The 21,419-nt window shown below is 64.9% G+C and carries 19 protein-coding genes and 1 pseudogene; 13 read left to right on the top strand and 7 right to left on the bottom strand.

What is annotated here, in order from left to right; translation table 11 throughout:
• Nucleotides 1–604: 604 nt before the first annotated feature.
• From AC0L30_RS33695 to recQ, 5 genes are all read left to right on the top strand, one after another.
• A complete protein-coding gene (locus AC0L30_RS33695; RefSeq protein ID WP_473406154.1) occupies nucleotides 605–2,179 on the top strand; it encodes an amidase family protein in 1,575 nt (524 codons plus the stop codon).
• Nucleotides 2,180–2,438: 259 nt separating this feature from the next.
• On the top strand, nucleotides 2,439–3,740 hold the full coding sequence (locus AC0L30_RS33700) for an O-acetylhomoserine aminocarboxypropyltransferase/cysteine synthase family protein (protein WP_007599130.1): 1,302 nt from the start codon (nucleotides 2,439–2,441) through the stop codon (nucleotides 3,738–3,740).
• A gap of 12 nt (nucleotides 3,741–3,752) precedes the next feature.
• The gene (metA, locus tag AC0L30_RS33705) at nucleotides 3,753–4,754 is read left to right on the top strand and encodes a homoserine O-succinyltransferase MetA (protein WP_473406155.1); all 1,002 of its coding nucleotides are present in this window, start codon (nucleotides 3,753–3,755) and stop codon (nucleotides 4,752–4,754) included.
• A 104-nt stretch (nucleotides 4,755–4,858) separates the two neighbouring features.
• Nucleotides 4,859–5,602, top strand: coding sequence for a polysaccharide deacetylase family protein (locus AC0L30_RS33710; protein WP_354159967.1), 744 nt, complete (start codon nucleotides 4,859–4,861; stop codon nucleotides 5,600–5,602).
• 124 nt (nucleotides 5,603–5,726) lie between these two features.
• The gene (gene recQ / locus AC0L30_RS33715) at nucleotides 5,727–7,592 is read left to right on the top strand and encodes a DNA helicase RecQ (protein ID WP_473406156.1); all 1,866 of its coding nucleotides are present in this window, start codon (nucleotides 5,727–5,729) and stop codon (nucleotides 7,590–7,592) included.
• Between the two features lie 202 nt (nucleotides 7,593–7,794).
• Here recQ and AC0L30_RS33720 read toward each other — a convergent pair whose 3' ends face one another.
• Nucleotides 7,795–8,808, bottom strand: a complete 1,014-nt coding sequence (locus AC0L30_RS33720) for a 1-aminocyclopropane-1-carboxylate deaminase (RefSeq protein WP_007599136.1) — start codon at nucleotides 8,806–8,808, stop codon at nucleotides 7,795–7,797.
• A 164-nt stretch (nucleotides 8,809–8,972) separates the two neighbouring features.
• Between AC0L30_RS33720 and AC0L30_RS33725 the strand changes: the two genes are divergently transcribed.
• Nucleotides 8,973–9,437, top strand: coding sequence for an Lrp/AsnC family transcriptional regulator (locus AC0L30_RS33725; protein WP_007599137.1), 465 nt, complete (start codon nucleotides 8,973–8,975; stop codon nucleotides 9,435–9,437).
• Nucleotides 9,438–9,443: 6 nt separating this feature from the next.
• Here AC0L30_RS33725 and AC0L30_RS33730 read toward each other — a convergent pair whose 3' ends face one another.
• Genes AC0L30_RS33730 through AC0L30_RS33740 form a run of 3 tightly spaced genes read right to left on the bottom strand, consistent with a single transcriptional unit; the run spans nucleotide 9,444 to nucleotide 13,211 of the window.
• Entirely contained in the window at nucleotides 9,444–10,748 is a 1,305-nt protein-coding gene (locus tag AC0L30_RS33730) for a citrate-proton symporter (RefSeq protein ID WP_473406157.1), read from the bottom strand.
• Nucleotides 10,749–10,773: 25 nt separating this feature from the next.
• Entirely contained in the window at nucleotides 10,774–12,234 is a 1,461-nt protein-coding gene (locus AC0L30_RS33735) for an NAD(P)-binding domain-containing protein (protein WP_473367755.1), read from the bottom strand.
• Nucleotides 12,231–13,211 carry a LysR family transcriptional regulator gene (locus tag AC0L30_RS33740; RefSeq protein WP_473406158.1) on the bottom strand — a complete coding sequence of 327 codons (981 nt, stop codon included), beginning with the start codon at nucleotides 13,209–13,211 and terminating at the stop codon, nucleotides 12,231–12,233. The genes AC0L30_RS33735 and AC0L30_RS33740 overlap by 4 nt, the downstream gene beginning before the upstream one ends.
• A gap of 86 nt (nucleotides 13,212–13,297) precedes the next feature.
• Between AC0L30_RS33740 and AC0L30_RS33745 the strand changes: the two genes are divergently transcribed.
• From AC0L30_RS33745 to AC0L30_RS33765, 5 genes are all read left to right on the top strand, one after another.
• Nucleotides 13,298–14,455: a PLP-dependent cysteine synthase family protein gene (locus AC0L30_RS33745; RefSeq protein ID WP_354200652.1), complete on the top strand. Its 1,158-nt coding sequence runs from the start codon at nucleotides 13,298–13,300 to the stop codon at nucleotides 14,453–14,455.
• Nucleotides 14,452–14,940, top strand: a complete 489-nt coding sequence (locus AC0L30_RS33750) for a CMD domain-containing protein (RefSeq protein ID WP_354159958.1) — start codon at nucleotides 14,452–14,454, stop codon at nucleotides 14,938–14,940. The genes AC0L30_RS33745 and AC0L30_RS33750 overlap by 4 nt, the downstream gene beginning before the upstream one ends.
• A complete protein-coding gene (locus tag AC0L30_RS33755; RefSeq protein ID WP_354159956.1) occupies nucleotides 14,940–15,527 on the top strand; it encodes a peroxidase-related enzyme in 588 nt (195 codons plus the stop codon). The genes AC0L30_RS33750 and AC0L30_RS33755 overlap by 1 nt, the downstream gene beginning before the upstream one ends.
• 106 nt (nucleotides 15,528–15,633) lie before the next feature.
• Nucleotides 15,634–16,194, top strand: a complete 561-nt coding sequence (locus AC0L30_RS33760; protein ID WP_007599144.1) for a carboxymuconolactone decarboxylase family protein — start codon at nucleotides 15,634–15,636, stop codon at nucleotides 16,192–16,194.
• Nucleotides 16,195–16,304: 110 nt separating this feature from the next.
• A complete protein-coding gene (locus tag AC0L30_RS33765; protein ID WP_354200603.1) occupies nucleotides 16,305–16,550 on the top strand; it encodes a hypothetical protein in 246 nt (81 codons plus the stop codon).
• Between the two features lie 48 nt (nucleotides 16,551–16,598).
• Here the strand turns inward: AC0L30_RS33765 and AC0L30_RS33770 are convergent, their stop codons facing one another.
• A complete protein-coding gene (locus tag AC0L30_RS33770; RefSeq protein WP_473406159.1) occupies nucleotides 16,599–17,534 on the bottom strand; it encodes an alpha/beta hydrolase in 936 nt (311 codons plus the stop codon).
• A gap of 117 nt (nucleotides 17,535–17,651) precedes the next feature.
• Here AC0L30_RS33770 and AC0L30_RS33775 point away from each other — a divergent pair.
• A pseudogene (locus tag AC0L30_RS33775) lies at nucleotides 17,652–18,538 on the top strand (branched-chain amino acid aminotransferase).
• Between the two features lie 11 nt (nucleotides 18,539–18,549).
• Here AC0L30_RS33775 and AC0L30_RS33780 read toward each other — a convergent pair.
• Both AC0L30_RS33780 and phaR read right to left on the bottom strand, forming a co-directional pair.
• Nucleotides 18,550–19,167 (bottom strand): class I SAM-dependent methyltransferase, encoded by a 618-nt coding sequence (locus AC0L30_RS33780; protein WP_354200600.1) that lies wholly within the window; start codon nucleotides 19,165–19,167, stop codon nucleotides 18,550–18,552.
• Between the two features lie 42 nt (nucleotides 19,168–19,209).
• Entirely contained in the window at nucleotides 19,210–19,806 is a 597-nt protein-coding gene (phaR, locus tag AC0L30_RS33785; protein ID WP_007599149.1) for a polyhydroxyalkanoate synthesis repressor PhaR, read from the bottom strand.
• Between the two features lie 303 nt (nucleotides 19,807–20,109).
• On the opposite strand from phaR, the gene AC0L30_RS33790 reads away from it, so the two are divergent.
• The gene (locus tag AC0L30_RS33790) at nucleotides 20,110–21,288 is read left to right on the top strand and encodes an acetyl-CoA C-acetyltransferase (protein WP_007599150.1); all 1,179 of its coding nucleotides are present in this window, start codon (nucleotides 20,110–20,112) and stop codon (nucleotides 21,286–21,288) included.
• The last annotated feature ends 131 nt before the right edge of the window (nucleotides 21,289–21,419 follow it).

Here is a 21,419-nt window from a genome sequence, read left to right on the forward strand (position 1 = left end):
CGAAAACCGAGGAGTCCGACGAGCTCTAACGGTTAACTGGAAAGATCAGCGCGCTGCGGCCTACCGCGTAGGGTTACCGTCCGTCGAGGGTCACGGCCGGGGAGGGCTGCTTCTTGCGCGAAGGGGAGACGAGTGCTCTGATGGCAAAGTTTTCCGATGTATTTCCAGTGTTGACGCACGGGACCGTTTGACCTTCTGGTCTCGATTGGGGCTTTCTCCAACTCTTCTGCCCGTCTCCAGCCCTTGGTAAGGCAATTGGTCCGTGGTAGCGCTCCCGCTACCACCTCCCGTCCCTCGCGCACGCCCGCGACGCCCCCTTCCATCGGCGATCGCCACCGACATGGGATGCTGTGTGGCTGTAGGCAAACGTCCCAATTTGTCACTCTCCAAACGGCGGCGTCAAAAACCCGCTCGCGATGCCGCAATCTGGCGGCAGTTCATTCCATCATTCAACCGATACATGCGTCACGGGAGACGACCTCATGAGCGTCTCGCGCGCCTTCGGCCGCCACAACGCGCCCCGACGCCGCGCCATGCAGAAACGCGCCTGTACACGGTCGCGTGAGCTCCATAACTTCGGCAGCGCAATTTGAGGAGATGCGACGTGGCGAAGAAGACGGCGACCAGGAAGAAAAGTGCTGCAAAGAAAGCAGCGAAGACCTCCAGCAAGAAAAGCGCCGTTCGCAAGAGCAAGGTCGCGAAGGCTGCAACGAAGCCGGTGAAGCGGGCCCCCCAGCGCAAATCATCAGCACCACGCCGCCCAAAAGGCCCGGCCTGGCAATGGTCGGCGGTCGAGACCGCAGCCGCAATCCGCTCCGGCGCCATCTCCGCGGTCGAGACTGCCGAGGCGCATCTGGAGCGCATGCGTGCCGTCAATCCGAGGCTGAACGCCGTCGTCGTCGATCTCTCGGAGGAGGCGCTGGCTGCGGCCCATGCGGCCGACAAGCGGCGCGCCAAGGGCGGCGAGCTCGGCCTTCTGCACGGCGTACCGATCACGATCAAGGAGAATGTCGATTACGAAGGCCGTCCCAATTTCAACGGCGTGCCGGCCAACAAGGATCTCATCGCGCCGTCGGATTCGCCCGTGGTGCGCAACCTGAAGAAGGCCGGCGCGATCGTTATCGGCCTCACCAACACGCCGGAATTCTCCTTCCGCGGCTTCACCGACAATCCCTTGCACGGGCTGACGCTCAATCCCTGGGATCCTGATATCACCTGCGGCGGCTCCTCGGGCGGTGCGGGTTCGGCCGTCGCGGCTGGCATCGGCACCATCGCGCACGGCAACGACATCGGCGGCTCGCTGCGCTGGCCGGCGCATTGCAACGGTGTTGCAACCATCAAGCCGACGCAGGGGCGTATTCCTGCGTTCAACGCGAGCGCAACCGCCGAGCGGCCGATGCTGGCGCATCTGATGTCGGCGCAGGGGCCGCTCGCCCGCCACGTCGCCGACGTCAGGCTCGCGCTGGAGGTGATGAGCCAGCGCGATCCGCGCGATCCCTGGTGGGTGCCGGCGCCGCTGGTCGGACCGAAGTCGAAGGGGCCAATCAAGGTCGCGCTCGCCAGGATCCCTGAAGACATGGACGTCGATCCGCACGTCGCGGCGGCGTTGCGCCAGGCCGCCGATCATCTGGAGCGTTCCGGCTATCGTGTCAGCGAGGTCGACGTGCCCGACATCGACGGCGTCTGGCAGACCTGGTGCGACATCATCACCAACGAGACGATGGTGATGCAGGAAGCCGGCATGCTGAAGGTGACGTCCGAAGACTTCCACAAGGCGTGGGGCGGCATGAAAGCCAAGGCCAACGTGCTCGACCTCAAGGCCTGGATGCAGGCGACCGCCGCGCGCAACGGCCACATCCGCGCCTGGCAATTGTTCTTCGAGGAGTATCCGGTGGTGCTGGCACCGACCACGGTGAAGCCGACGGCTGGCCCGCGCGAGGACACTGTCAGCCCCGAGCGCGTGCGCGAGATTTTCTGGGGCGAGATCCGCTTCATCTCCGCGATCAACGTGCTGGGCCTGCCCGGCGCCGTGGTGCCGGTGACGCTGCACGATGGCAAGCCGATCGGCGTGCAGCTCATCGCCGGGCGCTATCGCGAGGACCTGGCGCTCGACGCGGCGGCCGCGATCGAGAAGCGGGCCGGCGTGCTCGCCCATCGGCTGTGGGAACAGATGGACTGAGAGGTAGCGAAGGGTGTTTCCCTCTCCCCCCTTGTGGGAGAGGGAGTGCAGCGTGGTCGCTGCCGCAAACCGCAAAATTTCATTCATCCAATTTGACTCGAATTTTAGCCAATTCCCCAATAACCGTTAGGGTTACTTCCTCGATCTCTAGACGAATTATTGTCCGCTTTACCACCCGCCTCTAACAGAGGGACGGCGGACAACGCACATGCCTCATACAGGCCCATAAGTGCGGCCCGCTCCACGCGGAGGTGGCACGATGCGCAACGAGACGATCGCTATTCACGCCGGCTACGAGCCCGAAGCCACCACGCACGCTGTTGCCGTGCCGATCTACCAGACCGCGGCCTACGCCTTCGACAGCGCCGATCACGGCGCGGCGCTCTTCAATCTCGAGACCGAAGGCTATCGCTACAGCCGCATCGCCAATCCGACCAGCGCGGTGCTGGAGAAACGTATCGCCGAGCTCGAGGGCGGCGTCGGCGCGCTTGCGGTCGCGACCGGGCAGGCCGCGCTGCATTTCGCCTTCGTCAACGTCGCCGATCACGGCGGCAACATCGTTTCCGTGCCGCAGCTCTACGGCACCACGCATACGCTGCTCTCGCACATCCTGCCGCGGCAGGGCATCACCGGCCGCTTCGCCGAGAGCGACAAGCCCGAAGCAATCGAAAAGCTGATCGACGAGAACACCCGCGCCGTGTTCGCCGAAACCATCGGCAATCCCGCCGGCAATGTCTGCGACATCGAAGCGCTGGCGAAGATCGCCCATGCCCATGGCGTGCCGCTGATCGTCGACAATACCGTTGCAACCCCCATCCTGCTCAAGCCGTTCGATTACGGCGCCGACATCGCCGTGCATTCGCTGACGAAATTCCTGGGTGGCCACGGTACCACGCTCGGCGGCGCCATCGTCGATTCCGGAAATTTCCCCTGGGCCAAGCACGTCGATCGCTTCCCCGGCTACAACAAGCCGGACGCCTCCTATCACGGCCTCGTCTATGCCGAGCGCTTCGGCAAGACGGCGTACATTGAGCGCGCGCGCAGCATCTATCAGCGCACCATGGGTTCGGTGCTGTCGCCGTTCAACGCCTTCCTGCTGCTCCAGGGCATCGAGACCGTCGCGCTGCGCATGGAGCGCCACTGCGAGAATGCCCGCAAGGTCGCCGAATTCCTGCGCAAGGATCCGCGCGTGGCCTGGGTCAATTACACCGGTTTCCCGGACAGTCCTTATTATCCGCTGGTCCAGAAATATCTCGATGGCAACGCCTCGTCGCTGTTCACCTTCGGCATCAAGGGCGGCATGGAAGCCGGCAAGTCCTTCTACGATGCGTTGAACCTGATCACGCGCCTCGTCAATATCGGCGATGCCAAGTCGCTGGCCTGCCATCCGGCCTCGACGACGCACCGGCAGATGTCTGCCGAGCAGCAGCGGGTCGCCGGCGTTTTGCCGGAAACGATCCGCTTGTCGATCGGCATCGAGCATTGCCAGGACATCATCGAGGACCTCGACCAGGCCCTGGAAAAGGCCTGCCGGTCCGCGCGCCTCCAGGCCGCGGAGTAGGCGGCGGCGCCGATGACGATCCTGATCGACAGGGATCAAGGCATATCGAGCCCGGCGCTGGTGCCGGGGGCGGGCGATCTGGCGCGCGAGCACGGCGACACAGAGCTCACCATCGGATTGATCAACAACATGCCGGATCCGGCGCTGAAGGCGACCGAGCGGCAGTTCATGAAGCTGCTGCGAGCCGCAGCAGGTCCGCGCCGCATCCGCTTTCACTGCTTCTCGCTGCCCTCGGTCAAGCGCTCGCCGGAAGCGAAGTGGCATGTCGATAGCGAATATTCGGAACTCACCGAGCTCAGGCGCCACAGGTTCGACGGCCTGATCGTGACCGGCGCCGAGCCGATCGCGCCCGAGCTCGACCAGGAACCGTACTGGCGCGACCTCACCGAGCTGATCGACTGGGCCAAGGTCAACACGCGCTCGACGATCTGGTCGTGCCTCGCTGCGCACGCCGCGGTGCTGCATCTCGACCGCATCGAACGGCGGCCGCTCGCCGCCAAATGTCACGGCATTTTCGACTGCGAAGCCGTGACCGGCGATCCGCTGACGCGGGCCGCGCCTGCGCCGCTCAAGGTCTCGCATTCGCGCCTGAACGAGATCGCCGAGAGCGACCTCGCGCAGGCCGGCTACCAGGTGCTGACGCGTTCGGCAAAGGCCGGCGTCGACATCTTCGTCCGGCAATATGCCAGCCGCTTCGTGTTCTTCCAGGGCCATCCGGAATATGACGCGCTGTCGCTTCAGCGTGAATATCTGCGCGACATCGGCCGTTATCTCGCGCGTGAGCGCGACAATTATCCGCATTTGCCCGTGAGCTATTTTGACGCTGCGACGGAAGAGAAGCTGGTCCGCTTCGAGAAGCAGGCAAGGCACCAGCGCCACCCCGCGCTCAGCAACGAGCTGCCCGCGCTGAATTTGCGCACCGATATCGCCGCTGGCAGCGCCGCGGCGGCATTGTTCCGGAACTGGCTGCAATATCTCGGCGCGGGGACCGATGCGTCGGTGCTTGCGCGTTAGGTCGGGACGACGAGCTCGACGTTAGGACTAACGAAGTGTGAAGCTTGCCTCGAGCAGCGTACGAATGCTTCAGTGAGGGGCGGGACAGACAGGAAATGCGAGTCGTGTGGTCGGCACTCCAGGGACGCGTGAGCAATCGGCTGGCCCGGCATTTCCGCGCCGCGCCGCATCGGCTGCCCGCGCATGCGCCCATGGTGAGCTTCACCTTCGACGATGCCCCCGATAGCGCCGCAGGCGAGGGCGCCGGGCTTCTGGAGCAGCATGGCGGTCGCGGTACCTTCTATCTCGCCGGCAGCCTGGTCGATCGTCCCTCGGACCACTGGCACGGCCTGTCGAACGACGCCATCGTGCGGCTTCACCGGGCCGGACACGAGATTGCCTGCCACACCTTCTCGCACCAGAGCGCGGTCGGTCTCGACGAGACCGCCATGGCCCGGGAGATCGAGCGAAACCGCAGCCATTTTCGCGGCATTGATTCCTCGATCACGCTGGAAAATTTCGCTTACCCCTATGGCATCGCGTCGGTGTGGCGCAAGCCGCAGCTCGCCAAGACCTTCCGCTCGGCGCGCGGCATCCTTCCCGGAGTCAATCGCGACGTCATCGACCTCCAGTTCCTGCGCGCCTCGCCCCTGGTCGATCGCGAGATCAATACGACGGGTGTCGATCGCTATTTCGACGAGGCGGTCGAGAGCGGCGGATGGCTGATCTTCTACGGTCATGACGTCGCCGACGCGCCGAGCCCATATGGCTGCACGCCGCACCTGATGCGCCATGCGCTGCAGGCCGCCGGGAAACGCGACATGCCGATCGTCACGGTCGCGGAAGCGCTGCGAAGGATCGGGGCGTAAGAAAGTTTTCTTCCCACAAAGGGTGGGGGAAGGCGGCGTCCGGCGGAGCAAACGGTCTTGCCACGCCTGCGCGGTCATGCGACTGGCCTTGGGACGAATCTCACGGCCTCACCCCGACATGCCCATGTCCTCTCCTTCCACCGCTCCGCTGTCCGCGCCGGCCCAGGGCCGCGATGCGTTGTCGGTGCTGCGTTCGGTGTTCGGCCTGCCCGGGTTCCGCGGCGCGCAGGGTGAGATCATCCGGCACGTCACGGACGGCGGCAATTGCCTGGTGTTGATGCCGACCGGCGGCGGCAAGTCGCTGTGCTATCAATTGCCGGCACTGCTGCGCGAAGGCTGCGGTGTCGTGGTGTCGCCCTTGATTGCGCTGATGCGCGATCAGGTCGCCGCCATGCTCGAAGCAGGAGTCAACGCCGCCGCGCTGAACTCATCGCTGACCCCGCAGGAAGCGTCCGACATCGAGCGGCGCCTGATCGCGGGTGATCTCGACCTGCTCTATGTCGCGCCGGAACGGCTGCTGACGCCGCGCTGCCTGGCGCTGCTGGCGCGGGCGAAGGTGGCGCTGTTCGCTATCGACGAGGCGCATTGCGTCTCGCAATGGGGCCATGATTTCCGCCCCGAATATGTCGGCCTGTCGGTCATCGCCGAGCGTTTTCCCGACGTTCCCCGCATCGCGCTGACCGCGACTGCCGACGAGTTGACCCGCAAGGAGATCGTCGAGCGGCTTGCGCTTGCAGACAGTCCGCACTTCGTCTCCAGCTTCGATCGTCCCAACATCCGTTACGAGATCGTCGACAAGCGCAACGCGGTGTCGCAGCTCAAGGATTTCATCCGGGAGCGTCACGCGGGAGATGCGGGCGTCGTCTATTGCCTGTCCCGCAAACGGGTCGAGGAGGTCGCCGCCGCGCTCGACGACGCCGGCATTGCCGCGTTGCCTTATCACGCCGGGCTCGACAGCAGCGTGCGCTCGCGCAACCAGGACCGCTTCCTCAACGAGGACGGCATCGTCATCGTCGCGACCATCGCTTTCGGCATGGGCATCGACAAGCCCGACGTGCGCTTCGTCGCGCATCTCGATCTGCCCAAGAGCATCGAGGCCTATTACCAGGAGACAGGGCGCGCCGGCCGTGACGGCAAGCCGTCGGCGGCCTGGATGGCCTACGGTCTCTCGGACATCGTGCAGCAGCGCCGTATGATCGACGAGTCGAGCGGCTCCGACGAATTCAAGCGGGTCTCGATCGGCAAGCTCGATGCGCTTGTTGGCCTGGCCGAAACGCCGCACTGCCGGCGCCGGCGGCTGCTCGCCTATTTCGGCGAGATCGTGATGGGCGAGGGCTGCGGCAATTGCGACAATTGCCTGATGCCGCCGAAAATGCGCGACGGCAAGGTGCTGGCGCAAAAACTGCTATCCTGTGCCTATCGCACCGGGCAGCGCTTCGGCGCGATGCACCTCATCGACGTGCTGATCGGACGGCTCACCGAGAAGGTGACGCAGTTCGGTCACGACAAGCTCACCGTCTTCGGCATCGGACGCGAGCTCAACGAGAAGCAGTGGCGCACGGTGCTGCGGCAGCTCGTGGCGATGGGACATTTGCTGAGTGACAGCGAAGCGTTCGGCGCGCTTAAGCTGACGGATTCGTCGCGCGGCGTGCTGCGGGGCGAAACGGAAGTGTGGCTGCGCGAAGAAGCGCCCGGCGCCCGGATCCGTTCAAGCCGCGCCAAGTCCCGCCGCGGTGATCTTGCGCCTGCGGCCGGCGCGGCGCAGGGCGATGTCGATCCTGAATTGCGCGCGCGGCTACGAGCATGGCGCTCGGAGATTGCCCGCGCACGTGGCGTGCCGGCCTACGTCGTGCTGCACGACGCCACCATCGACGGCATCGTTCGCGCATGGCCGACCACGCTGGACGAGCTGCGCAATGTGCCCGGCATCGGCGACAAGAAGCTCGAGCATTACGGCGACGAGCTGCTGCAGATTGTCAGGACGCGGTAGGGCGCGCCACACCCCCGCCGTCATCCCGGACAAGCGCAGCGAAGCGGAGCGCCCGATCCGGGATCCATAGCCACAGGCCGTAGGAAAAGGCACGCTGAATGCCTCAGCGTGTTTCAACAATTGGCAGTCGGGGTAATGGGTCCTGGCTTTCGCCAGGACGACACTCGTGGGGAGGTGCGCGCCGCCTCACATCACCGACGCGCTAGCCGTTCCGGAACGCATACCCGTAGCCGTTCAGCGCCGGTGCACCGCCGAGATGGGCGTAGAGGATCTTCGCGCCCTTCTCGAAATAGCCCTTCTGCGTAAGGTCGATCAGGCCCTGCATCGACTTGCCCTCGTAGACGGGATCGGTGATCATGGCTTCGAGACGCGCGGTGAGGCGGATCGCCTCCTTGGTCTCTTCCGACGGCACGCCGTAGGCTGGATAAGCGTAATCCTCGATCAGAACGACGTCGTCTGCGACGAGATCCTGGCCGAGTTCGACAAGCTTGGCCGTGTTCTGCGCGATCGAGAGCACCTGCGCCTTGGTCTGCGCCGGGGTGAACGACGCGTCGATGCCGATCACCTTTCGCGCGCGGCCATCGGCGGCGAAGCCGACCAGCATGCCGGCATGGGTGGAGCCGGTGACGGTGCAGACCACGATGTAGTCGAACTTGAAGCCGAGCTCGGCTTCCTGCTTGCGCACTTCTTCGGCGAAGCCGACATAGCCGAGCCCACCGAATTTGTGCACGGAGGCGCCGGCGGGAATCGCGTAGGGCTTGCCGCCCGCCGCCTTCACCTCCTCGATGGCCTCCTCCCAGCTCTTGCGAATGCCGATATCGAAGCCGTCGTCGACCAGGCGCACGTCGGCGCCCATGATGCGCGACAGCATGATGTTGCCGACGCGGTCATAGACGGCGTCCTCGTGCGGCACCCAGGCTTCCTGCACCAGGCGGCACTTCATGCCGATCTTGGCAGCGACCGCCGCGATCATGCGGGTGTGGTTGGACTGCACGCCGCCGATCGAGACCAGCGTGTCGGCGTTCGAGGCGATCGCGTCGGGGATGATGTATTCGAGCTTGCGCAGCTTGTTGCCGCCATAGGCGAGCCCGGAATTGCAGTCCTCGCGCTTGGCGTAGACCTCGACATTGCCGCCGAGATGCTTCGAGAGCCGCTCCAGCTTCTCGATGGGCGTCGGACCAAAGGTCAGCGGATAGCGCGCGAATTTTTCGAGCATCGTCAGGTCATCCCGATTGGCGTTAAATGTCTGCGAAAACACTAACATCGCGCCGCAAAAAGGTGCTTTCAAATATTGCGCGTTTATTGCGCTCGATCTTGCGATAAGGGCGCCAATATGTGCTATTCCTTCCGGAATAGACGCTCGCCACGGAAGCTTCTTCCATGTCCGCCCGCCTCGACCGTATCGACCTTAAGATGTTGCGATTGCTGCAAAATAACGGCCGGCTCAGCAACGCCGAGCTGGCCGAAACCGTCGCCATCAGTCCCGCCACCTGTCATCGCCGCACCCAACGCCTGTTCGAGCACGGCTTCATCGCCGCCGTCCGCGCCATGGTCGCGCCGAAGAAGGTGGCAAAGGGCACGCTGGTGATGGTCGGCGTCGTGCTCGACCGTTCGACGCCGGAGAGCTTTGCGATCTTCGAGCAGGCGATCACCAGGCTGAAATTCGTGCTCGACTGCCACCTCGTCGCCGGCGACTTCGACTATTTCCTCAAGATCCGCGTCGGCGACATGGAGGACTTCAACCGTATCCATGGCGAGCAGCTGATCGCGCTGCCCGGCGTGCGCCAGACCCGCACCTTCTTCGTGATGAAGGAAGTCGTCGACAACGCACCGCTGGAGTTTTGAACGGCCTCACAACGCCTGTTCGACGATGCCGTCCGCGACCTGCTCCCGTCCGGCGTCCTCCGGTCGCATCGCGATCACCGCGATCAGCCCGAGGCCGACGCCGATCATCACATAGAAGATCGGCGCCAGCGGGGAGCCGGTGAGCGCGATCAGCCATGTCACGAAGAACTGGGCAAAGCCGCCGAATACCAGCACCGCGACATTGTTGACGATGGCAAGCGCGGTCGAGCGGACGCGGATCGGGAACAGCTCGACCAGCGTGGTGCAGTAGACGCCGAGGAAGAAGGCGCTGAAGAAGCCGATGACGACCTGGGCGACCAGGAGCCTTGCGATCGACGGCTCGGAGATCACCCAGCTATAGAGCGGATACAGCGAGACGAAATAGCCAATGAGCGAGACCAGCAGCAGCGGCCTGCGCGGGTAGCGGTCGGAGACGGCGCCGGCAACGGGAACGACGATCACCATCACGATCGCCGCGATCATCTGAACCAGGAAGCTCTGCATCAGCGGCAGCTTCAGCACCTCCTTGGCGTAGGTCACGGTGTAGCCGAAGGTGACGTAGAACGACACGGCGCTTGCCACCACCATGCCCATGCCGATCAGGAAATTGCGGCCGGGATTCTTCAGCGCGGCGATGAAATCTTCCTTGTGCACCGTCGCCATGCTGCGCCGGGACGCTTCGGGCTCGATGACGCTGGCGCGCATATAAAGCAGGATCGGAACGATCACGAGGCCGACGAAGAAGGGGATACGCCAGGCGCCGGCGGCAAGCTGCTCCTGCGTGAAGGTCAGCGTCAGGGCGGCGCCCAGCACTGCGCCGAGCACGTTGGCCATGAGCTGGCCGGCGATTTGCCACGAGCCATAGAAGCCGGTGCGGCCGGGAGGCGCCGCTTCGATCAGATAGGCGGTCGAGGTACCGAACTCGCCGCCGACCGAAAAGCCCTGTAACAGCCGCGCCAGCAGCACGATCAGGGGTGCCCCAATGCCGGCTGTCGCGTAGGTCGGCGTCAATGCCAACAGCGCGACCGACAGCGCCATGATGCCCATGCCGAGCGTCATCGCCGCCTTCCGCCCCTTGCGATCGCCGAAATAGCCGAGCACGAGGCCGCCGATCGGCCGCATGAAGAAACCGGTGCCGAACAGCGCGGTCGTCAGCAGCAGCGCGTTGATCTCACTGCCCGGAATATTGGGGTCGACCGGAAAGAACAGGTTCTTGATGACCGGTGTCATCAGCGCGAACACGGTGAAGTCGTACCACTCCATTGCGTTGCCGGCGACCGCGGCCACGATGGCCTTCCTGTTCGTCTGCATCTCTCGCTTGCCTGTCCGGTTGTGCCTATTCGGCGGGTTGATGGGTGGCGTCGGCATCCTGCCATTCGTCGCCGGCGAGTTCCGGCGTTGCGAAGGCCTTGAGGTTGGCGAAATGAATCTCGCGATCCTCGACGAAGAGGCGGCGGACGATGCCGCGCGCGAGCCGGTCGGCGCCCTCGCTGATCGCCGGAATATCGCCGGAAAGTTTCCCGTGGCTCAGCGTCGCCGGATAGTTGAAACAGTGCAGCCGTGCCAGCATCGGGCAGGCGCCTGACTGCTTCTCCAGGAACTGAAAGCTGTCGCCGAGGTCGGGCGAGTTTTCCAGCTCCGCATTGTTCATGCCGTCAGGCGTCGGGAAGCGATCGCTCCAGAAGCGGATATGCGGCGCGAACGCGGCAAGCTCGTCGCGCAACGCGAGGTCGACCTTGAAGCCGGTGCCGAAGATGATGAAGTCGGTCGCATAGCGGCCCTTCGGCGTCGTCACCATGAGATGATCCTCTTTGACGACGAGATCATCGATCGGGCTTGCGAGATGGAAATGCGCCTGCGGATAGGCGGAGACGCGCAGCACGCTCTGCCGCGGCGGCGGCGTCTGCGCTTTCAGCGTGTGATCGAGGAAGCGCCATTTCCAGTCGTCCGTCAGGCCGGCAAAGCCGTGCACGACCCCCTGGCTGCCGATGCCGGTGAATTTGTTGACGCGCGGGATGTCTGCGCGCCGGATGAAGAGATCGAGGCGCGCGGCGCCCGCCTCCAGCGCCATCGCCGCGTTGTCCATCGCGGATGCGCCCGCGCCGACGACGGCCACGCGCCTGCCGCGAATCTTTTCGAAGTCGATCGGGTCGGAGGAATGGGCCCAGAAGCGGCGGTCGATGCCGTCGGCGAGCGGCGGCACGTAAGCGCCGCCGAGGCCGTCGCGCCCCGTCGCCAGCACGACGTGACGCGCGAGAATGTGTCGCGACGTGCCATCTTCGCTGATTTCAAGCTCGAACAATTCATCGGGGCGCGCGTGGATACGCTCAACGGAGACCCCGTTGCGGACCGGCAGGCCCAGCACTTTGCGGTACCATATCAAGTAATCCATCCATACCGTGCGCGGCGCGCGGTCGAGCGCCTGCCAGGCTTGCTCGCCATATTGCGCCTCGTAGAAGGCGCGGAAGGTCAGCGCCGGCATGCCCATCGCGGGGCCGGTCAATTCCTTGGGTGAGCGCAGCGTCCGCATCCGCGCGAACGTGACCCAGGGACCTTCCTCGCCTGCGCACGCGCGGTCGAGCACGAGCTGGTTGTCGACGCCGAGACGCTTGAGCATGGCGGAGGCGACGAGGCCGGCCATGCCGGCACCGACGATGACGACGTCGACGACGCCCTCGCCATCGACGACGCGGCGGGGCACCCATGACTTGGCCGGCAGTTCGAGCCAGGCCAGATCCTGCTTCAGGCGCGCTTCAAGTGCCCCGAGGCCCGCCGCACCAGGTGTCATCGTCGTCATGAGGGAGCTTTCTCGAATTTAGTGGTTTCGTCGCCGGCCTCGGCTAGCGCGATGGCGCCGCTATGCAGCCTTGCGCCAGGCATCAGCGCGACCGCGGCGCGCAGAGCGCCGTTGAGTGCGGCAACCGTCGGCGTCAGCTCGCGCCCGGTCGGCGCAATCGCGGCGAACAGGAACGAAATGGACACATCCAACGGCCGGGTGACGACGCCTTCAACCGGCAGGCTGGAAGTCAGCACCGGCTCGACCACGGCGATGCCGAGCGACTGCTTGGCCATGGCAATCGCCGTCAGTGAAGCGTTGGTGTCGATGACCTCAGCGGGCACGACACCTTCACGCTCCAGCGCCTCCTCCACGCGGCGGCGAAGCCGGTAGGGGTTGGCCATCGTCAGCAGCCGGACGCCACCAAGATCCTTCAGGCGAATGACCTTCTTCTTCGCCAGCGGGTGATCCATCGCGAGGCACGCAACGCACGGCACCTCGCAGACCCACTGCACGTCGAGTCCGGGATGCTGGATCGGCAGGCTCGCAAGACCGAAATCGACCGACTGCGACAGCACCGATTGAACCACATTCTCGGCCGAGAGCGCCTGCACGTGGATCTGGCTTGGTAGCAACTCGCGTTCGAGCGCTGCGAGCGCAGCCGGGACGAAGCCGGCCGCCAGCGCCGGGATCGCCGCCAGGCTGAGCACGGGAAGCGCACCCGCGCCGATCGCGTTGGCACGCTGGCGGATGTGCTTCAGGCCCATCAGAAGCCGCTCGACCTCAGCATGAAACAGGAGGCCTTTCGGTGTCGGGCTGATGCGCGGGCCATTCCGGGTGAACAGGAGATAGCCGACGTCGGCCTCGAGATCCTGGATCTGACGCGTCGTGACCGGCTGCGAACGGCCGAGCAACCGCGCCGCACCGGTGATGCTGCCGGCCGACATCACGGCGGCGAAGGCCTCGAGAAGGCGAATGTCGATAACGTCCTGGTTCATGGTCTGGTTGTCCGAATTATGCGAATATAGAATGAACAATATTTCTTGATGTGCAATAGGTATTATGAGAAGTTGAGGTCATGTCGATGGAGCCAAACCCCTTTCGCCACCACAATCCGGCCGGACCGGCCTATCGGCGCGGCTGGGTCGATGAGGCTGTGGCGGCGATCGAAGCCGACCAGTGCCGCACGGCCGACACGCATCTGATCCGGCTGATCGTGCCGGCGCTATCAGGCATCGACATCTATCTGAAGGACGAGTCCACGCATCCGACCGGCAGCCTGAAGCACCGGCTCGCGCGCTCGCTCTTCCTTTACGCGCTCTGCAACGGCCACATCCGCGAAGGCACGCCCGTCGTCGAAGCCTCGTCGGGATCGACCGCGGTGTCGGAAGCCTATTTCGCGCAGATGATCGGCGTGCCCTTCTACGCCGTGATGCCGCGCACGACCTCGGCGGAGAAGATCGCTGCGATCGAGCATTACGGCGGCAACTGCCATCTGATCGATGACGGCCGTGCACTGTATGCGGAAGCGGCGGCGCTCGCCGCCCGGCTGAACGGCCACTATATGGACCAGTTCACTTTCGCCGAGCGCGCCACCGACTGGCGCGGCAACAACAACATCGCCGAATCGATCTTTACGCAATTGAAGGGCGAGACGCGTCCGTTGCCGGACTGGATCGTGATGGGGGCGGGCACCGGTGGCACCTCGGCCACGCTCGGACGCTATCTGCGCTATCGCCAGTACCCGACGCGGCTGTGCGTTGCCGATGTCGAGCATTCCGCCTTCTTCGACTGCTTCCGCTCGCAGGACCGCTCCCATGTCTGCGAGCGGCCTTCGCTGATCGAAGGCGTCGGTCGGCCGCGCTGCGAACCCTCCTTCGTGCCGGGCGTCGTCGATCGCATGATGAAGATCCCGGATGTCGCAACGATCGCAGCGATGAACGTGCTGTCGCGCCGGCTCCGCCGGCCAGTCGGCGGCTCGACCGGCACCAATTTCCTGGCGCTGTGCCGCATTGCCTCGGAGATGAGCAGCGCCGGCCAAACCGGATCGCTGGTCACGCTGATCTGCGATTCCGGCGAGCGCTACCGGCAGACCTATTATGATCCCGCGTGGCTAAAAGCTCGCGGCCTTGATCCGATGCCGATCGAGGCTGCCCTGTCGGGGTTTCTCGATACGGCGCAGCCGCCGGCGCTCGCCGTCGAGGACGTCGCCAATCCACAGACCTTGCGGAGCAGTGCTTGACCACGCTGATCGAAACCATTGTCGGGGTGCCCGCGGCGTCGCGGCTCGGCCACGCTCTGAACGCCCGCACCGAGATTTTGCGCCTCAGCGAAGCAGCCCATGACGCGGTGCTGCTGCCGCGCGAGCCCGGCGGTCTGAGCCACGGCTTGCGGGCGGCACTCGCGGCGCGGATGTGCCGGCATGTCGGCGACGAGGCGCTGACCGCGCACTACGACTCCTATCTGGCGCATTCGAGCGATCTTGACTTCGCCGTGCTCGCCCGGCCCGGCGGTGTGTGTGGCGATCCCCTGCACGATGCCATGGCCCGCCACGCCGATCTGCTGACGCTTTCGCCGCGCGAGTCGACGCGACAGGACATCGCGGCGCTGAAGGCGGCCGGCGTCAGCGAGGCCGATATCGTGCGGCTGTCCGAGCTTGGCGCCTTCGTGAACTACCAGCTGCGGGTCCTTGCCGGCCTCAGGCTCCTGAAAGAGGTCGAAGCCTGATGAGCGAGGTCGTCCACAACTTCACTACCACGATCCCGACCTGGTCGCCTTATGTCACGCCGGTCGAGCTCGCCTCGGCGACGCCCGAGCAGCTCGCGGCGATGAAGGTCACCCCCTCCAACAAGGGCGTCTCGCCTTACGTGCTGACGCTGGCGCATGACCCGGAGTCGCTCGCGGTGCGCTCGCCGCTGTTCAACCTCATTATGTATGGCAAGGACGGACTGTCCCCGGCGGAGCGCGAGCTCGGCGCGCTGAGTGCCTCGGTCGTCAACCGCTGCATCTATTGCGCCGCCGTGCACGCCTCACGCTTCATCAATTACTCCGGGCGCAAAGAGGTCGTCGAGGAGATCTTTACCGACGAGCGCGATGCCACGCTGGAGGCACGCGAGCAGGCCCTGTTCAATTTCGCTACAAAACTCTCGACGACTCCGATCGAAGCGAGCGCAGACGATGCGCGCGCACTTGGCGAGGCCGGGCTCAGCGAGCTTGAGCAGCTCGACCTGGTGCTGTCGGCCGCGATCTTCGGCTGGGCCAACCGGCTGATGCATACGCTGGGCGAGCCGCTGGTGCGGCCGGAGGCATCGTAACCGACGCCATCGGGTCGCTCGCCCCGAACCGAATGTCACGGCAACTTCACTTGCCTTGCGCGCGCGTGCGGGCGAGTTTCGCGGCTTCTCAACGAGGAGACCTGCCGTGCGCCTTCCCATTCTCGATCCGAAAGACCTGAGTGCCGAACAGAAGCCGCTCTACGACGACATGCGAGCCGGCATCAAGGATCACTTCAAGGGCTTTGTGAACATGCGCGACGATGGCGCGCTGCTCGGGCCCTGGAATCCATGGATCCGCGAGCCGCGCTTCGGCAAGCCAGTGTGGGAGCTGGTCAAGGCGATCGCGGCGAACCCGCTGCTGCCGGCGCCGGTGCGTGAGGTCGCGATCCTCGTCACCGGCTCGCATTTCCGCTCCGGCTACGAGCTCTATGCGCATGTGCTGGTCGCCGAGCAGCGCGGCCTCTCCGACGAGAAGCTCGCGACCATCGTCGCCGGACAGCGGCCGGTCGATCTCACCAAGCAGGAGGCGGTCGCCTACGATGTGGCGTCCGCATTGGTCAGCGGCGGCGTGCTGCCGGAACTGACTTATCGGGCCGCCGTCAAGGAATTCGGCGAGCACGGCGCGGCCGAACTGTCCTATCTCGTCGGCATTTACTGCATGGTGTCGGTGACGCTCAACACGTTCGACGTGCCGGTGCCAGACTGACCACGCTGGCTCAGCTGCTGGACTGGACGGAGGCGTCACGGTACCCTGCCGCCGCCATGGCGACGCATCGCCGGTCACGATCGAAGTGCAATGAAGAGGGAACGACAGCCATGGACACGTCACGCCGCATCCTGCTCGCCGGACTGGCGGGACTCGCCGTTGCGCCGACCGCCGCAGGAGCCGCGCCCTCGGCCGCGTCCGACGACGTGACGGTCGCCGAAGAGCGCTTTGCGCGCATAATCGCGGCTGCGCATGCGCCCGACGTCACCTGCGCGCGACAGGCCGAGCGTTATGCGGATGCGCATTGGCCAAACTACGTCGCGGCGGCGCGTTCCGTCATCGAGGCGAGAGCGTGAGGCATTCTCTTTCCTCTCCCGTTGCGGGAGACGGCAAGAGGAGGTGCTTCACGCCCCCACCGCCCGCCTGACCTGCTCACCGATCTGCGACAGCACGAGCTGCGCCTGCGGCAGGATTGCGCCCATGGCGTGGAAATTGTGGACCATGCCCTCGTGGCAGACGTGCTCGACCGTGACGCCCGCAGCGAGCAGCTTGCGGGCATAGGCATTGCCCTCGTCGCGCATCGGGTCGAACTCGGCGGTGTGGATGATGGCGGTCGGCAGGCCCGCAAGCCGTGTCGCGCGCAAGGGCGAGATGCGCGGATCGGCAGCATCAAGGTCCTCGGGCAGATAATCGGCGAGATCGGCTTCGATCGTGACGCGGTCGATCAGGTGCCCCTCGGCGAACGCCTGCCGCGACGGCGAGGCCTCCTCGAAATCCAGCACCGGGCAGATCAGGCATTGCGCGACGATGGAAAGGCCAGCTGTCTGCGCCGCCTCCTGACACACGATCGCGGCGAGCGTTGCACCGGCGGAATCGCCGCCGAGCACCAGACGTCCGGCGTCGATGCCGAGCGATGCGGCCTCGCGCGCCACCCATTCGGTGGCAGCAACCGCATCGTCCACGGCGGCGGGGAATTTGTGCTCGGGCGCCAGCCGGTAATCGACCGAGACGAGGCGGCAGCCGGTCGCATGTGCCAGCGCCGCCGCGATGCGGTCATGCGTGGCAATGCTGCCGGCAACGAGCCCGCCGCCGTGAAAGAACACGAAGCCGGGCGCGCGATCATCGGCGCCTGCCGGTGAATAGAGGCGATAGGGCAGCGCGCCGCCGGGACCAGGCAGCATGCCGTCGGACGTCGTCACGTCAGGCGCATCGGCTCGCGCAAACTGCATCAGCTTTGCCAATGATTGCCGCCGTGCCTCCACGCTGGGCCGGCTCCGTGCCTGCGGCGCAGCCGCAGCCATCATGGTCAACAAACGCTTTGCGAGCGGATCGAGCGGCATGGTGCTTCCTTTCCCCGTCCGGGAGGGTAACTCACCATTTTCCCGCAGGGAATCATTTAGAAATTGCGCCCAATAGTGGCGCTATAATGCGGCACCACGCCAAGGGAGAGGCCGGTCATGGCCGAGATCAAAAAGCCCATTGCATATTCGCCAAGCTGGACCTTCTTCGAGGGCAAATGGCATGACGGCAATGTGCCGATCATGGGTCCGCGCACGCATGCGGCCTGGCTCGGCTCGGTCGTGTTCGACGGCGCGCGGGTGTTCGAAGGCGTCGCGCCCGATCTCGACCGCCACGTTGCCCGCGCCAATCAGTCCGCCATCAACTTTGGGCTGAAGCCGGTGGTCGATACCGGAACCTGGATGACACTCGCAAATGAGGGCATCGCGCGCTTCGCGCCGAATGCCGAGCTCTACGTCCGTCCGATGTATTGGGCGCAGAACGGCTCGGGCGGCGGCGTGCTGTTCGATCCCGAGACCACTGATTGGTGCCTATGCATCTACGAGGCGCCAATGCCGAAACCCGTCGGCAATGCGATCACGCTGTCGCCGTTCCGCAGGCCCACCGCCGAGTGCGCGCCGGTCGAGGCCAAGGCCGCCTGTCTCTATCCGAATAATTCGCGCGCGCTTGCCGAGGCCGCCTCGCGCGGCTTCCAGAACGCGCTGATGCTCGACATGCTCGGCAACGTCGCGGAGTTCGGCAATTCCAACGTGTTCATGGCCAAGGACGGCGTGGTCTACACGCCGGTGCCGAACGGCACCTTCCTCAACGGCATCACCCGCCAGCGCGTCATCAGCCTGCTTTGCGCCGACGGCGCTACCGTGGTCGAGAAGACGCTGCGTTACGCCGACTTCCTCGCCGCCGACGAGATATTTTCCACCGGAAATTTCGCAAAAGTCGCGCCGGTGATCCGCATTGACGATCGCGAGCTGCAGCCGGGCCCGCTCTACATTCGCGCGCGCAACTCTATTGGGACTTTGCCCATGCCGTGAAGCTGGCGGCTTGAATAGCACTGTCCTAGCTGCGTCGCTTGAACCGGCTGAACTGAAACGCCTGCATCGAATTCCACGGCGTCTGGTGCGCCTCGTTGCGCGTTTCGACGAGCTCGAATCCCGGCCCGAGCTCCGCCGCAAGACTCGCGCTGTCATGACGCTGCACCGGCAAGCCGCTGCATTTCTCGGGGCCGTCGAGTGCAAACGTCGCAATGATGACGTGGCCGCCGGGCGCAACCGCCGACCGCAGCCGCTCGATGTATGCGGTCCTGTCGCGGGAGTCGGTCAGGAAGTGAAACGCCGCCCGATCGTGCCATAGATCGTAGGTCTTTGCCGGGTGCCATGTCGTGGCGTCGGCAACGATCCAGTCGACCGTCGAAGCGGCTGGGCCGATTCGTTTCTTTGCAGCGTCAAGCGCATTGGCTGAGAGATCCAGCACGGCGACGTCGCGATATCCGTCCAGCAGGAGAGCATCGACAAGTCGCGATGCGCCGCCGCCGATGTCGAGGATGGCGGCCGCGCGGTCCGGATTGGCCGCCCGGATCATTGCAAGCGAAGTCGCCGGACTGTTCTGAAACCAGCTGACCTCGGCTTCGCCCCTGGTGGCGTAAACATTGTCCCAATGGGTGCTTCGGTCGGACATGCGCGTCCTCCGGCTTGCCGGGAGCCGGCGCAGAGGGACGATCTACTCGTCCTTCTTCGACATCCGCTCGAGGCGTTCCTGCATGTCCTTCATCTGCTGGCGCAGATCGTCGATGTTGCTGTCCTTCGGCGCTTCGGCAGTCGCCTCGGGGGCCGGCTCCGCGGAGCCCGCGGGGCGGGCTGCGCCGGGCGCGAAAGGCTTGAACATCGAGAAGGTCTGCTGGAACAGCTCCATGTTGCGGCGGACCTGTTCCTCCAGCGGCGCAAACGGGGTTCCGGACAGGGAGGTGGCGATCTGTTTGCGGAACTTCTCCTGCTCCTGAGTGAGCGAGGCGATGGCCTGCTCCAGATATTTCGGCACCACCATCTGCATGCTGTCGCCGTAGAAGCGGATCAGCTGGCGCAGGAAGGTGGTCGGGAGCAGGTTCTGGCCGGCCTTGTTCTCCTGTTCGAAGATGATCTGGGCAAGCACGGAGCGGGTGATGTCGTCGCCGGTCTTGGCGTCGTAGACCAGGAAATCTTCGCCGTCCTTGACCATGGAGGCGAGGTCTTCCAGCGTCACGTAAGTGCTCGTTCCGGTGTTATAGAGCCGGCGGTTCGCGTATTTCTTGATGGTGGTGGGTTGGTCTGATTTCGCCATGGGCTCTCACTTGCAAGCGCGGAGAACGGGAACCTGTCGGGCTATGCCGCAGGGCGGGAAGAGTACGCAACGCAACAAAATAAGCATTTTCAAAGGGGTCACGCTACCGTTTTGTGCGCCACGGTTAATCGGGCAGCAAAAACGTGCTTGCGAAAGCGCCAAGAACGCTATTTTGAATGCGCTGCGGGATGAATTCGGCCGCCAGCCGATTGACATGCCTCAACGACGTTAACAGGATGCCGTCCGAGACTGGCGAGCCGTTTCCCCAGCCCCCTCTGCCCCCATTCAACCCAGGAGATGCCCATGTCAGACGATGTCGTCATCGTCAGCGCCGCCCGCACCCCGGTCGGAAGCTTCAACGGAGCGTTCGCAACCCTTCCCGCCCATGATCTCGGGGCCATCGCCATCAAGGCCGCGCTGGAGCGCGGCGGCATCGAGCCCGGCCGGGTCTCCGAAGTCATCATGGGCCAGATCCTGACCGCCGCCCAAGGCCAGAACCCGGCTCGCCAGGCTTCGATCAATGCCGGCATTCCGGTCGAGAGCCCGGCCTGGGGCGTCAACCAGCTCTGCGGTTCGGGCCTGCGCACTGTTGCGCTCGGCTATCAGGCGCTGCTCAACGGCGATTCCGAGATCGTGGTGGCCGGCGGCCAGGAATCCATGAGCATGGCTCCGCACGCCCAGTATCTGCGCGGCGGCGTCAAGATGGGCGCGGTCGAATTCATCGACACCATGATCAAGGACGGCCTGTGGGACGCCTTCAACGGCTATCACATGGGCAACACCGCCGAGAACGTCGCGCGGCAGTGGCAGATCACCCGCGCCCAGCAGGACGAGTTCGCGGTCGCCTCGCAGCAGAAGGCCGAGGCCGCGCAGAAGGCCGGTAGATTCAACGACGAAATCGTTCCCGTCACCATCAAGGGACGCAAGGGCGATGTCGTCGTCAGCGCCGACGAATATCCGCGCCATGGCGCAACGGTCGACGCGATGGCGAAGCTCCGTCCCGCCTTCGAGAAGGACGGCACGGTCACCGCGGGTTCGGCCTCCGGCATCAATGACGGCGCCGCCGTCGTGGTGCTGATGACCGCCAAACAGGCCGCCAAGGAAGGCAAGACGCCGCTCGCGCGCATCGTGTCCTGGGCGCAGGCGGGCGTCGATCCGAAGATCATGGGCTCGGGCCCGATCCCGGCCTCGCGCGCCGCGCTGAAGAAGGCCGGCTGGAACGTCGGCGATCTCGACCTGATCGAAGCTAACGAAGCCTTCGCGGCGCAGGCTTGTGCCGTCAACAAGGATCTCGGCTGGGATACCTCGAAGGTCAATGTCAACGGCGGCGCGATCGCGATCGGCCATCCGGTCGGTGCCTCCGGCGCCCGCGTGCTGGTGACGCTGCTCCACGAAATGCAGAAGCGGGATTCGAAGAAGGGTCTCGCCACGCTGTGCATCGGCGGCGGCATGGGTATCGCGATGTGTGTGGCGCGCGACTGAGATAGTTGGTGCGTCATTTGCGCGTGCGTTGCACACGTGACTGAGTGCGTTGCACGCGATTAAAAAAGCAGCGGTTGCAAATCAAATATTCTTCGCAACCGTACAAGCCTCGACTAAAGAGAAACGCCCGG

This window comes from Bradyrhizobium sp. MI1.11, from assembly GCF_055811255.1.